Annotated in this window: 9 protein-coding genes and 1 rRNA gene; 5 read left to right on the forward strand and 5 right to left on the reverse strand. The window is 44.4% G+C overall.

Annotated elements, in window-relative coordinates; genetic code table 11:
- Together rrf and H6G83_RS08080 are read left to right on the forward strand one after the other, a co-directional pair.
- Positions 1 to 112: ribosomal RNA gene (rrf, locus tag H6G83_RS36515) — 5S ribosomal RNA — on the forward strand; the annotation flags it as partial.
- 305 nt (positions 113 to 417) lie between these two features.
- A complete protein-coding gene (locus H6G83_RS08080) occupies positions 418 to 1,440 on the forward strand; it encodes a tetratricopeptide repeat protein (protein ID WP_190469626.1) in 1,023 nt (340 codons plus the stop codon).
- Between the two features lie 110 nt (positions 1,441 to 1,550).
- On the opposite strand, the gene H6G83_RS08085 is transcribed toward H6G83_RS08080, so the two are convergent.
- The gene (locus H6G83_RS08085) at positions 1,551 to 1,727 is read right to left on the reverse strand and encodes a hypothetical protein (RefSeq protein ID WP_190469629.1); all 177 of its coding nucleotides are present in this window, start codon (positions 1,725 to 1,727) and stop codon (positions 1,551 to 1,553) included.
- Between the two features lie 86 nt (positions 1,728 to 1,813).
- On the opposite strand from H6G83_RS08085, the gene H6G83_RS08090 reads away from it, so the two are divergent.
- Positions 1,814 to 2,077 carry a hypothetical protein gene (locus tag H6G83_RS08090; RefSeq protein ID WP_190469633.1) on the forward strand — a complete coding sequence of 88 codons (264 nt, stop codon included), beginning with the start codon at positions 1,814 to 1,816 and terminating at the stop codon, positions 2,075 to 2,077.
- A 171-nt stretch (positions 2,078 to 2,248) separates the two neighbouring features.
- Here the strand turns inward: H6G83_RS08090 and tftA are convergent, their stop codons facing one another.
- Positions 2,249 to 3,601: a hormogonium tapered terminus morphoprotein TftA gene (gene tftA, locus H6G83_RS08095; RefSeq protein WP_190469637.1), complete on the reverse strand. Its 1,353-nt coding sequence runs from the start codon at positions 3,599 to 3,601 to the stop codon at positions 2,249 to 2,251.
- Positions 3,602 to 3,828: 227 nt separating this feature from the next.
- On the opposite strand from tftA, the gene dnaG reads away from it, so the two are divergent.
- Positions 3,829 to 5,745 (forward strand): DNA primase, encoded by a 1,917-nt coding sequence (dnaG, locus tag H6G83_RS08100; protein WP_190469641.1) that lies wholly within the window; start codon positions 3,829 to 3,831, stop codon positions 5,743 to 5,745.
- A 261-nt stretch (positions 5,746 to 6,006) separates the two neighbouring features.
- Positions 6,007 to 10,722: a PAS domain-containing protein gene (locus H6G83_RS08105; protein ID WP_190469644.1), complete on the forward strand. Its 4,716-nt coding sequence runs from the start codon at positions 6,007 to 6,009 to the stop codon at positions 10,720 to 10,722.
- Between the two features lie 61 nt (positions 10,723 to 10,783).
- On the opposite strand, the gene H6G83_RS08110 is transcribed toward H6G83_RS08105, so the two are convergent.
- From H6G83_RS08110 to H6G83_RS08120, 3 genes are all read right to left on the reverse strand, one after another.
- Positions 10,784 to 11,107: an ArsR/SmtB family transcription factor gene (locus H6G83_RS08110; protein ID WP_190469647.1), complete on the reverse strand. Its 324-nt coding sequence runs from the start codon at positions 11,105 to 11,107 to the stop codon at positions 10,784 to 10,786.
- A gap of 105 nt (positions 11,108 to 11,212) precedes the next feature.
- Positions 11,213 to 12,424: an aspartate aminotransferase gene (locus H6G83_RS08115; protein WP_190469650.1), complete on the reverse strand. Its 1,212-nt coding sequence runs from the start codon at positions 12,422 to 12,424 to the stop codon at positions 11,213 to 11,215.
- Complete coding sequence (locus tag H6G83_RS08120; RefSeq protein ID WP_190469652.1) at positions 12,421 to 13,611, reverse strand: iron-containing alcohol dehydrogenase family protein; 1,191 nt, start codon at positions 13,609 to 13,611, stop codon at positions 12,421 to 12,423. The genes H6G83_RS08115 and H6G83_RS08120 overlap by 4 nt, the downstream gene beginning before the upstream one ends.
- Positions 13,612 to 13,744: the final 133 nt, after the last annotated feature.

Consider the following 13,744-nt stretch of genomic DNA (forward strand, 5'->3'; position numbering starts at 1 on the left):
GCCTATGGTGCATTGGTCCCACTCTGAACCCATCCCGAACTCAGTTGTGAAACTCTGCTACGGCTACGATAGTTTAGGGGTTGCCCTACGCCACAATCGCTCGGTGCCAGGTTTATTTTTCTCACAACAAACCCTCTTTCTATTACGGAAGGGGGTTTTGTTTTGATTTATTCTTCGCCTCAGTCTTAAGATAGAGCAAAACTGAGAAAATTCAACATATATGCCGACATAATATCTTTTACTGGCTGGATTATCCATAATTGCTTTAATAAGGTCTATACCTTATCATCTCTATATCTTTACGTCTTGTATCTAAAGGTAGAAAATAAAGGTTAACTAAAAGTTAGAGAACCTGTAGAACGGTTCTATCTGCTCAATAGTAACCTGCCAATCTATCTGCTGTACAACTGAGGTCAAATGACGCAACCTTGCAATCGAGTCAGTGTTTGGGAAGAACGTCGTGATGAAGCTAATACCTACTACAAGCAGGGAAAATTTCAAGAATATCTCGATTTGGTAACGGAAAATTTACAATTAGCTAGAGCAATTCCAGACCGTGCTAGAGAAGGTCTTACATTGAATGATATTGGTTTAGCATACCTTGGGTGCTGGCAACCAAAAAAAGCATTAGAGTGTTTCCATCAGGCGTTGGCTGTGGCTGTAGAAATTGGCAGTATACAAGCAGAAGCTACAGCTTTGAGCAATTTAGGTTCGACTTGTAGTCGTCTGGGCAAGCTTTCTCAAGCTTTGGAGTATTTTGAGAAAGCGGCGCAAATCTTTAGGGATCTGCAAGATACTCAAGGTGAGGTTTCTAGCCTCAATGATATGGCGTTAATTTACGTCAGATTGGGTGAACCTAAGCGATCGCTTTTACTACAAAATCAAATTTTAGCAATGCGACGCTTCTTAGGCGACTTTTCTGGTGAAGCCACCACACTTAATGGTATGGGATTCGCTTATAGTGCTTTAGGTCAGTTTGAGTTGGCACTGCACTATCTTCAACAAGCATTACCAATTCAAAAGGCTGCTAAGAACATTGTCGGTGAAGCTATCACCTTAAACAACATCGCGTCTATCTATCTTGATTTAGGGCAACCCAAACAAGCTCTATTACTCTACCATCAAGTTCTGTTAACACGTCAGGCAATGTGCGATCGCCCAGGCGAAGCTACAACTCTCAACAATATTGGCTTTACCTACTTTAAATTGGGCAGTCACCGTAAAGCTCTGAAATTCTACAAACAAGCACTTGCTATTCATCAACATCTAGGAGACACTCTTGGCGAAATTTCCACTTTGTTGAATATGGGTAATTTGTATGTAACCACAAAACGCAAAAAGTTTGCTTTATTGTGTTACCGCAATGCTCAAGAATTAGCAGAACAAATCGAAGATCAGTCTATTTTTGATAAAGTCAAACAGTGTATGGATGCTTTGTAAGCAAAATTGCCATAGCTATGTTTGACTAGTGGAGGAGATGAGGAAGACAAGGAAGGAAGAAATTCTTTCTGTCTTTCTCCAGTCCATGCCAAAAATTATTTAATTTCACTCTAGTCTGCATATCCCAGTCCTAACAGGACAAACAAAAAAAGATTTATGCCTAAAGCCACTGCACCAATGCTACTGCCGAGGCAGAGGAACTTTTTGATAGATTGATTGCTATTTGACACTCCTCGCTCTAAAGAGACGTTCGCGTTAGCGTCCCGGAGGGAGGATTCTTGCTTCATCCGTCCTCTCTAGAAATCTGAATACTAGTATTCAACTTTCTCCGTTTGGATACGTCCACAAGCTCACACGGACTGCCCGACCGCGTTTGAAAAGGTTTTTAATTTCTGCGTTTACTCCCACATTTGTCAGCCACTGCGTTGGACGGGTTTCCCGGCATAAAGCAAGTGGCGGTACAAGATGCGCGGATTTATACTACCTGTCTTTCCGGATCAGGAGCAGTCCGCTTGACCTACTTCGTCTTTTATTTGTGCGCTTTACCGCTATTAGTTATACTACCACAAAAGCCGCCCTAGAAGGGCGGGGCTTTAAACCCAGTTTTTCGGTAAATAAAATAGGATTGCAGCAATAATGGCAAAGATAATTGAGCTAGTTGAGTCGATGCTCCTGATAAACTAGAAGTTCCAATCAATTAGCTCATTATGGTTACAGTCACCTGATCAATCGATCTAAGTGGCGATCGCATCTTTGGTAACTGTCATTCTTAGGCGGAATTTTGCAATTGATTTTTCCCCATTCCCGATTACAACAACCCTGCGGACTCATACAAGCGCTTGACCATCGCTGTAATTTTTGCCCCGTAATTTAAATCTGCTGACCAGCGTCCTGAAAGGTCGTCAATTTTGGTAGCAACGCCACGGGTGACGAAGCGAAACCTGGGGTCTACTACTTCATTGACCAAGGGTTCTAGACTGGCGTAGGCTTTGAGGTGTTGGATGTGCGCTCTTACACCAATTCTGGCGCTGGGAAAAGTGGCGGCTTGGGTAGCACCACCGATGGAACCTAAGCCAGCAAAGTTATTTTGCTCTGCTTTAATATCCCCACCAAAGCGTAAAAATCCTGTTTCTACGCACATCTGACAGAAAGCAATGTCATAATTTACTCCCTCTGCACTGGCTTCCTCTCGATAGAGTTTGGGGATATCGGGAAATTGGGCTAAGGCATTCTCGTTATTGTTTCTGAGGAATATTTGCATCTGTACTTCTGAGGTAGTGCCATTTGACATGATTCTGTCGATTTGGCCTGGGCAAACTACCAAATTGGAACGCAAGGTGACGGTGCGTGTTGCGGCATCCCAAGTAACTGATACATTAAAATCGCGTAATTCTACTGCTTTAACATAGACGACTCGGCGGTAGGTAATACGGTTGACATTTGGTGCTTTAGACAAATCAATTCTTAGGCGATCAACTAAATCGATGGGAATGTAAGCGTTACCATTGACTAAAATCCCTTGCTCTGCATAATTCTGCCCGTTAATGTTAATGTTTATAGGTGGGTAATTTGGGTCGGCTGGGGTTCCGGGGTTGGGGTCAATGACTCGACTCCATGAAGCCAAACCATCAGCGATACCCAAGGCGAAATCTCGGCGACGATTTTGCAGCAAAGCCCTATCTTCTGGGCTGCTGAGGAAAGCCACCTGCATGAGTAAGGAAGGAATCGTAATCTGCCGACAAAACGCTAATCTACCTAAACCACTGTCGGTATCTGGTCTAACGCCCCGATTGGGTAGCTGAGGGACGCGGCGTAAAAGTCCTACTAATAGCAGTTCACCATTGCTTTTACGTTCGTTGTTATTGGCAATGTGGAAGACGCTAGCCCCTCTCACAGTAGGGCTACTAGCGGAGTCAGCATGAACTTCTAGGGCGACATCACCGCGACGACCACGGGAGTTGATCCAGGCGATAGTGTCAGCCGCACTCAAATCGTCAGGAACAGAAAAAACATCAAAACTACGCGATCGCAATTCAGTTACAATCAAATCCCGCAGCAAAATCATCTCCCGCGCTTCCGTCGTTCCCCCCGCAATTGAACCTGGATCTACACCTCCTACCTCCCGTCCTCCGTGAGCAGCCGAAATAAAAATACGCCCCATGTCCCGTATTTCCTCTGATAAAATTAAGCTTAAGCAATTCAATACAATATTCTTGGCTTGGCAAGAACAATTATATGGGGAGTAGGGTGTGGGGAAAATGGGCAATAAGACTGGGGAAGGGACAGTGGACAGTGGACAGTTAACAGTTGACAGTGGAAATAGCTTGACAACTGATAACTGCTAACTGATAACTGACAACTGATAACTGATAACTGATAACTGATAAGATGCAAATTCCACGCTTACACCCAGATACGATTGAGGAAGTTAAACATCGAGCTGATATTGTCGATGTGGTATCGGAATATGTGGTTTTACGCAAGCGTGGTAAGGATTTTGTGGGCTTGTGTCCTTTCCATGATGAGAAATCGCCGAGTTTTACTGTTAGCCAAACTAAGCAAATGTATTATTGCTTTGGTTGTCTGGCTGGGGGAAACTCTATTAAGTTTTTGATGGAGTTGGGGAAGCGATCGTTTGCTGAGGTGGTGTTAGATTTAGCACGGCGTTACCAAGTCCCTGTGAAAACTCTGGAACCAGAACAACGCCAAGAATTACAACGTCAGTTGTCTTTGCGGGAACAGTTGTATGAGGTGATGGCTTCGGCGGCGAATTTTTATCAGCACGCCCTCAGACAATCTCAAGGACAAAGGGCGCTTGGGTATTTACGTAGCGATCGCCAACTCAATGAAGCGACAATTCAACAGTTTGGCTTGGGTTACGCCCCCGCAGGTTGGGAAACTCTCCACCGTTATTTGGTGGAAGATAAACATTATCCAGTCCAACTGGTGGAAAAAGCTGGGTTGATTAAACCGCGTAAGGAAGGGGCGGGATATTATGATGTATTCCGCGATCGCCTGATGATTCCCATCCGCGATATCCAAGGACGGGTGATTGCTTTTGGTGGAAGAACTTTGACGGATGAACAGCCGAAATATCTCAACTCACCGGAAACCGAATTATTTAATAAAGGTAAAACCCTATTCGCCCTTGATCAAGCCAAGACGGGTATTTCTCAACTTGATCAAGCCGTGGTAGTTGAGGGATATTTTGATGCGATCGCCCTCCATGCGGCAGGAATAAATAACGCTGTAGCTTCCCTCGGTACTGCCCTAAGTTTAGACCAAGTACGGCTGATATTGCGTTACAGCGAATCAAAACAGTTGGTACTCAACTTTGATGCGGATAAAGCGGGAACTAACGCCGCCGAAAGGGCGATCGGGGAGATTGCTGATTTAGCTTACAAAGGCGAAGTGCAACTGAAAATTCTCAACATCCCCGATGGTAAAGATGCGGATGAATATTTGCATACTCATACATCTGAAGATTATCAGCAATTATTAGCAAATGCGCCATTGTGGTTAAACTGGCAAATTCAGCAGATTATCAAAGACAGGGATTTAAAACAAGCTCCTGATTTTCAACAAGTTACCCAACAATTTGTCAAACTTCTCAAAAATATAGTTAACAGCGATACTCGTAACTATTATGTTTCCTACTGTGCGGAAATCCTCAGCTTAGGAGACACCAGACTCATTCCCCTACGAGTAGAAAACCTCCTCACCCAAATTACCCCAAGCACTACCTACTCAAAACCCATCCCAATTAGAAGTAACGGTAGATCCCAATCCCCAGTCACCAGTACCCAATCCCCTACAGACCGCCACCTTCTAGACTACGCCGAAGCTTTATTACTGCGGATTTACCTGCATTGTCCCGAACATCGTCAAGCGATTATTGACGAACTAGAGGCGCGGAACTTGCAGTTTAGCCTTTCTCATCACAGATTTTTATGGCTACAGATTTTAGAGTCCACAGATAAGCAAATTGATTTAATTTCCAGACTGCAAGATGTATATTTAGAATTAGGGGAAGAACTGAGCGTCATTTCTCATCTGTTCCATCTGGATGAGAAAACCAAGAAGGAGATCATGCGGACTCCCCAAGCTGTACAAGCTGCGATCGCCTGTATGGAACGAGTCCTCAGAGAAAAGCGTTACCGTCACTTTTTGGAACTGTGGCAACAAACTGATCCTGAAGTTGAACCGGAAAAATGGCAGGCTTATTATCAGGCGTTCTACGCGGAAAAAATCAAGCTTCAGGAATTGGATAGACAAAGACAATTTTCCCTAACGGAATTATTGTGATTTAAATATAAAATTATTTCTTAATTTCTGATCATAATAATTAAAAAGTTTACTATATATTTATACATTTCAGGATATTTAATTGTATTAAATTCACATTTTTCTGTTCCATACTACATTAACAAAAAAATATCATCTAGCCAAAAGAAGTTTTTTATGAAATTACCATAATCTATCCGAAGACAAGTACCTAAAATTTGCAAACTAGCTTAGGTTATGTAAAGACTCTGCAACAAGTATTAGTTGTCGCAAGTAATTTTCATGCCGTATTTTTCTAATCCTGCATTGCTACGTTTTGGAATTGTCATATTTACTGTGGCATTTGCCTGTGCGCTAATGCTGTTGTTAGATCCTTGGTTAAAAATGACCACTACTCCGTTTTTGCTATTTTTTAGTGCGGTCATGATCAGTGCTTGGTACGGTGGTTTACGGTCAGGAATTTTAGCTACTTTCTTGTCTGTAATACTGAGCGATTACTTCTTTCTTCACCCACAGTTTGACCTATCTTTTGATATTACTAATATAGCAGAGATGGGGTTATTTGCTATACAGGGATTATTTTTCAGTGTGATCTGTAAAACCTGGAAGAAGACCAACGGACGAGATGAAGTAAATCTACAAAAACTGAAGACGAGTGAAGAAAGATTTAGATTAGCACTCAAAAATTCCGATATCGTAGTATTTCAGCAGGATCGGGACTTACGTTATCAATGGATTTATAATCCTCAAGGTGTAGACTCGGCTGAAGAAATAATCGGTAAATATGACTATGAAATAGTACCCGCCTCTGTAGCAGAAAAACTTACAGCAATTAAGCAAAGAGTATTAGAAAGTGATGTTTCTGCCCATGAAGAGGTTTCTGTAATCTTGAAGGGAGAAGTCTTTTACTATGATTTAATAGCTGAACCTTTCAAAGTTAATGGTCAAATTGAGGGTGTTATTTGTGCCGCAGTCGATATTACTAAACGCAAACTCTCAGAAATAGAAAATACAAAATTACAGCGCAAACTGCAAAAAGCTATTCAGCAAAAAGACGAATATCTGGCATTATTGAACGCTTGGCTGGCTAGTTCACCCGTAGCATTAGCTTTTTTGGATACAGAACTGCGTTACGTCTATACTAACGAAGCCCTAGCAGCAGTCAACGGTGTACCTCAAAACGAACATACGGGGCGCACTTTAAGAGAAGTTTTACCAGAATGGGCGGACACACTTGAGCCGTTTTTCCAGCAGGTGATGGAAACCAAACAGCCCCTACTCAATCAGGAAATAAGTGGGGAAACCTATCCAAGCGGAGTTTATCGTTGTAGTATTGTCAACTACTATCCAGTCTGTTTACCAGATGGGCAACTGTTGGGGGTGGGGGTGACTGGGTTGGATATTACAGAACGCAAACGTGCAGAGGTGGCGCTGCGTTATCTCGCCCAAACTAGCAGTACGCTTTCTAGTTCCTTAGATTACGAGCAAACTTTAGAACAGATTGCTCAAATTTCTGTACCCCAACTAGCCGATTGGTGCAGTATTGAAATTGTCAACGAAGATGGCTCGATTCGTCGCTTACCTATTGCTTATGTAGACAATCAAAAAGTAGAGTGGGCGCGTATTCTTCAGCAATATGTGCCAGAGCCTGAAGGTGGGTGTTTAATTGCTAAAGTCCTACAAACTGGCGAACCGATGCTGATGGCGGAAATACCAGATTCACTTTTGGTAGAAACTACTCAAAATCAGGAGCATCTGGAAGCTTTAAGACAGATAGGCATTAAATCTGCGATGATATTACCCCTAATCGCCCATGAGCGAGTTCTGGGATGTATTACCTTTGTCACAGCAGAATCAGGTCGTAGCTATAATCAAGCCGACTTAGCCCTAGCTCAAGATATTGCCTATCGTGCGGCTTTAGCGGTGGAGAATGCCCAACTCTATCGTGATATGCAACACGCTCTCAACCATTATGCCCAGTCCCTGTCACTGCTGGATGCGTTGTTGGCTGCTGCACCTGTAGCAGTCTGCTTTTTAGACCGAGACTTGCGCTATATCCGCATTAATCAAGTGTTGGCGGATATTAACGGTTTGAGTATAGAGGAGCATTTAGGACGGAAATTCCGAGAAGTTATACCGAAGATGGCGGCAGAATTAGAAGCCCAATTTCAACGGGTATTGGATACGGGAGAGCCGATGCTGAATGTGGAGATTAGCGGGGAGACGTTAGGCACTCCGAGAAATTACGGTTATTGGTTGGGTAATTATTACCCAGTTCGCAATAGCATTGGGGAAACGGTGGGAATTGGGATTATCTTGGCTGATGTGACAGCCACCAAGGAAGCAGAAATTGCTTTGCGGGAAAGCGAAGAACGCTTCCGGGCAATGTTTGACCAAGCAGCAGTGGGTATTACTTTAGTAACTTTGGATGGTCAATTTCTGCAAGTTAATCCAGCTTTGTGTGACATTACCGATTACAGCGCTCTGGAGTTAAGTCAGATGAACTTTCAAGATATCACTCATCCTGATGATTTAGCGGCTGATTGGGATTATGCCAAAAAAGTGTTAGCCAGGGAAATCAATGGTTACTCTTTAGAAAAGCGTTATATCCGCAAAGATGGGACGATTGTTTGGGTAAACTTGACGGCATCGGCTGTATGGGATGAGCAAGGACAAGCTAAATATGCTTTGGGAATTATTGAAGATATTAGTGACCGCAAACAAGCAGAAGCTGCACAAAAGTTTTTAGTCGAAGCCAGCACTATATTAGCAGCTTCTTTAGATTATGAAGTTACTCTCAACAATGTGGCTAGGTTGGCAGTACCAGCGATCGCAGACTGGTGTGTTGTGGATATTCTGCAAACAGATAGGTCAATTAAACGGGTGGCGATCGCATCTGTTGACCCGGTGAAAATGGAGATTGTGGAAGAAATTCGCTACAATTACCCACCGAGAACCAACGGACAACACCCGTTCCGCGACCAGTTAATTAGAGGAGAATCAGCTTTTTATCCCCAAGTGCCAGATTCGCTTTTACAAGAGATGGCAGAGGATGAACGACATCTGCAATTATTACACAGTTTGGAGATGCGATCGCTGATGGTAATTCCTCTGTATTCACGCTTGCAAATCTTCGGTGTCATCTCCTTTGTCACAGCCAATTCAGGACGACAATTAAATCCAACTGACCTAGCTTTAGCTGAAGATATTGCCAGACGTGCCGCGACAGCCATTGATAACGCCAGACTATATCAAGAAGCCCAACAAGCGAAACAAGCTGCTGAGTTGGCGATGAGTCGGACGTTAAGGTTGCAAAGTATTACAGCCGCCCTCTCAGAAGCCTTAACTCCCCAGGAAGTGGCTGATGTGGTGGTAAATCAAGGGCTGGCGGCTTTGGGCGCGTCGGCTGGTTCAGTGGTTTTACTGACTGAAGGTGGTAACATCCTGAAAATCATCAAAGCAATTGGTTATCCAGAATCTGTGAAAGATGCTTGGGAAACTTTCCCCGTGACGACGGCTGTACCTATTGCCGAAACAGCTAAGACAGGCGAGGCGATGTTTATCCCCAATGTGGAAATATTTGCTGCTAAATATCCGCAAATTGCCGATGTTCCCTCGCAAACAGGCAATTGTGCCTTCGCTTGTATTCCCCTGATTGTAGAACAGCAGACAATTGGGGTGATGGGATTAAGCTTTGCTACACCCCAAAAATTTCCCGAAGAAGAGCAGAAGTTTATGTTGACATTGGGGCAACAATGCGCTCAAGCGATCGCCCGCGCTCAACTATACGAAGCTGAAAAAAATGCCCGCGCCCTATCCGAGTCCACCAACCGCATTAAAGATGAATTTCTGGCTGTTCTCTCCCACGAATTGCGAACTCCCCTCAACCCCATCATGGGTTGGGCGAAGTTACTCCGCACCCGCAAATATAAAGAGGAGACTATCCAGCAGGCTTTGGAAACAATTGAACGTAACGCCAAGTTACAAACCCAACTCATCGATGACTTGCTTGATGTTTCCCGCATTTTACGTGGTAAACTCAGTTTGAATATTAGTGTGGTGGATTTGAGAACGACAGTTAAGGCTGGGTTAGAAACAGTGCGTTTAGCCGCCGAAGCTAAATCTATAGAAGTACATACAAAATTGGGTGATGAACCTGTACCAGTGATGGGTGATGGCGATCGCTTGCAACAGGTAATCTGGAATTTAGTCTCCAATGCTGTCAAATTCACCCCCCCAGAAGGACGGGTAGAAGTGCGTTTGGAACAGGTGGGACGAGATGCCCAAATTCAGGTAAAAGACAATGGTAAGGGCATTACCCCAGAATTTTTACCCCATGTCTTCGAATACTTCCGCCAAGCAGATGGCAAGACAACTAGAGTCTTTGGTGGTTTGGGGTTAGGATTGGCAATTGTGCGCCATCTGGTAGAACTACATGGTGGTACAGTCCAAGCCGCGAGTGAGGGAGAAGACAAGGGCGCGACTTTTACTGTCAGGCTACCATTACATAAAAGTGCTGATTACTCAGTAGTGGATACTGAGTCTGTTGTGGAGGAATTAGAGCATCAGGAAACGCTGTTAGCTAGTGTGCAGATTCTTTTAGTTGATGATCAGGCAGATGTGCGGGAGTTTTTCAGCTTTGCACTAGAACAATGCGGCGCAACTGTAACCACCGCAGCATCAGCAATGGAGGCCTTAGAAGCCTTAGCTAGATCCAAGCCAGATGTGCTGTTGAGTGACATTGGTATGCCGCAAATCGACGGCTATATGCTGCTGCGACAAATTAGAAAATGGTCGCCAGAACAAGGGGGAAATATTCCGGCGATCGCCCTAACAGCTTATGCTGGAGAAATCGACCAAAACCAAGCCCTCGCCGCCGGCTTTCACAAGCATATCCCCAAACCAGCCGATCCGGTGAAACTAGCCCAGGCGATCGCGCAATTGTTAGGAAAGGGGACTGGGGACTGGGGACTGGGGACTGGGAAAGGCAAAGAGTAAATATTGTAATTTATCTGCGTTTATCTGCGTTTATCTGCGTTCGATTATTCTTAATGCGAACTTATTCACAACAGGAACGCCTAGAAGATAGAGACTGACAACCCTGAAACCCTGCCAAATACTGTTGTAAAAAAGCAAATTGAGGCAAATTGAGGCTGTAATAAATCCAACGTCCCTCATGACGGGAATTAACTAACCCAGCTTCCTTCAAAGTCTTGAGGTGAAAAGATAATTTAGATTGGCTTACCCCCAAAGCTTCGCACAAATCGCAGACACATAATTCTTGCTGACGTAACAATTCCAACACGTTAATCCGAATGGGATCGGAAAGGGCGTGAAAACCGGCAGCAATAAAATCAGGAGTGGTAGCGATGGGGGTTTGCATGAATTACACTTCCTTCAACAGTTATCAGTTATCAGTTATCAGTTATCAGTTATCAAGTAATTTTCACTGTTCACTGTCAACTGTCAACTGTCAACTGTTAATTCTCTATTCTGATGCAGAAACGAGGGCTTCTGGACGATAACGGATGCCAGCTTGCTTGATGCGCTGTAGGGCTTCACCCAGGCGATCGCAATCTGCAATTAAGCTTATCCGCACATAGCCCTCCCCGGCAACCCCAAAGGCATTACCAGGAGTCACCACAACGCCTGTTTGCTGCAACAAGTTGAGGGCGAAATCCGTCGAACCCATACCCACAGGACATTGTAACCACAAATACATGGTAGCTTTGGTTTTGGGAACATTCCAACCGAGTTCGCCTAGTCCTTTGATCAGGAAATCCCGACGGGTGCGATAGCGTTGCTGTACTTCGTGCAGATAAATATCTGGTAGTTGCAATGCTGTCTCGGCGGCTGTTTGCAAGGCGGCAAAAATACCATAGTCCAAGTTGGTTTTCAATGTCCGCAAGCCTTGGATGACATGGCGATTTCCTACCACAAACCCCACACGCCAACCTGCCATATTGTAGGTTTTAGATAAGGTGTGGAACTCCACGCCGATATCTTTCGCCCCTGGAATTTCTAGTAAGCTAGTAGGTTGATAACCATCAAAAGCTAACTCAGCATAGCATAAATCATGCACCAAGAGGATTTCGTACTTCCGAGCAAAGGCGACGATTTCCTCAAAAAATTCGCGGGGTGCGGTAGCGCCTGTAGGGTTGCTGGGATAGTTGAAATAGAGTATCTTCGCTTGTCTTGCAACTTCTTCTGGGATGGTGGTTAAGTCAATTAACCAATCATTTTCCGGCTTGAGAATTAAGCTGTGGACTTTACCCCCAGCAATTACCGGGCCGCGAAAATGGGCGGGGTAGGCGGGAGAAGGAACCAGCACTACATCGCCAGGGTTGATGTAGGCGATCGCCAAATGAGATAATCCTTCTTTAGAACCGAGTAGCGGTAAGGCTTCACTATCGGGATCTAACACAACTCCATAACGGCGATTGTACCAATTGGTAATGGCACGGCGGAAACTCGCTGTTCCTTCAAAGGGGGGATAACCGTGATTTTTGGTATCTTGCAAAGCCTGGATAGCCGCCTCCACCACTGGCTGCGGTGTCGCGCCATCAGGGTTTCCCATCCCTAAATCTATTAAATCAATTCCTTGCTCCCTGGCCTTTGCTTTTAGCTCGTCAAGACGGGCAAATACATAAGGTGGTAGTTGCTTTATCCTATCTGCTGGGGTTATCCAATCAAAACTCATTCCTCAACCTCGTCACTTATTCCCCTGGTGGAGACACGATGAACCGAGTCTCTACTATCTGTCGGTGCAGTGGTAGAAACCATCGCCGCCATTAATTGTTCCAACGCAACTTTAAATGGTAGTCGATGAATGTCGGATTGAGGTGTTAAAGCGATTTCGGCGGCTGTCTGTAACTCGCCCAGGGTAATGTTACCCAACCCCAAATCTCCTAATTTTTGCGGCAGTCCAATCTCTGCGTAAAACTTTAATAGTTGTTGGCGTGAGGCGGCTGCTAGTTGATTGCCTTGTACCATTTCTTCCAGACGCAATTGCACTAGTATACCATAGGCGACTTTTTCGCCATGAATGCTACTATGTCCGGCAATATGGGTTAAACCATTATGTACGGCATGGGCTGCTACTGTCCGACACTGCGCCCCACCTAGTCCACCAATAACACCCGCAAGTAATACGGTAGCATCTACAACTTCTTGCCAAACTTCACTCCCTGGCTGTTGCAAAGCTGCAACCGACTTTTGGAATAAAATATCACGCAAAACTCGCGCTTGTTGGACTGCGGCAATAATTAGAGTCTGTTCTAGATGCCCGCTACTAACCGAGGCTTCATACCATTTAGCGATCGCATCCCCAATCCCTGCCACCAGTGTATGTTGTGGTGCAGTTTTGATCAAGTCGTAGTCAAGTATTAATAAATCAGGACAACGCGATAGGGCTACATCATAAAGAAACGCCCCTTCCAGGGAATATACATTAGATAGGGCAGTCCAAGCCGCACAGGTAGCCGCCGAGGTAGGAATTGTCGTCACAGGTAGCTGCAACTGATGCGCTACTAATTTCGCTGTATCCAAGGCTTTACCGCCACCAATACCAATGATGCTATCTGCTTTATGGTCTTTGGCTGCTTTCCTTAATGCTTTTAAGCTAGCTTCTGAACAATCTGCACCATAAGAGGCTTGACAAAAATGCAGGTTATGGTTTCCTAAAATAGGATGCAGAGTTTCTTGGCTAATAGATACAGTGCTGTTACCCGTCACAATTAAAGGACGACTGCCCAATTTAGCAATTTCTGCGGCGGCTGTGTCCAATATACCAGCACCACGGATCACTTTTGCAGGGGCAATAGTGAGCGTGATCAATGAACTAGAAGTTTGTGTAGACAAGGTTTGATTCGATAATTGATAAGGCATATACTCTAGTGTGCCAAAAACCTTGATATTTCTTAATAGAATTTAGTTAGTCATTAGTCATTAGTCATTAGTCCATAGTCATTAGTCCATAGTCATTAGTTGTTCTCCCCTACTCTTTTTTCCCCTCCAGGGA

This window comes from Anabaena azotica FACHB-119, assembly GCF_014697625.1.
Lineage (GTDB): Bacteria > Cyanobacteriota > Cyanobacteriia > Cyanobacteriales > Nostocaceae > Trichormus > Trichormus azoticus_A.

Coding starts and splice junctions, on each gene's coding strand:
- H6G83_RS08080 (WP_190469626.1), top strand. CDS start 418: ATGACGCAACCTTGCAATCGAGTCAGTGTTTGGGAAGAACGTCGTGAT.
- H6G83_RS08085 (WP_190469629.1), bottom strand. CDS start 1,727: ATGAAGCAAGAATCCTCCCTCCGGGACGCTAACGCGAACGTCTCTTTA.
- tftA (WP_190469637.1), bottom strand. CDS start 3,601: ATGGGGCGTATTTTTATTTCGGCTGCTCACGGAGGACGGGAGGTAGGA.
- dnaG (WP_190469641.1), top strand. CDS start 3,829: ATGCAAATTCCACGCTTACACCCAGATACGATTGAGGAAGTTAAACAT.
- H6G83_RS08105 (WP_190469644.1), top strand. CDS start 6,007: ATGCCGTATTTTTCTAATCCTGCATTGCTACGTTTTGGAATTGTCATA.
- H6G83_RS08110 (WP_190469647.1), bottom strand. CDS start 11,107: ATGCAAACCCCCATCGCTACCACTCCTGATTTTATTGCTGCCGGTTTT.
- H6G83_RS08115 (WP_190469650.1), bottom strand. CDS start 12,424: ATGAGTTTTGATTGGATAACCCCAGCAGATAGGATAAAGCAACTACCA.
- H6G83_RS08120 (WP_190469652.1), bottom strand. CDS start 13,611: ATGCCTTATCAATTATCGAATCAAACCTTGTCTACACAAACTTCTAGT.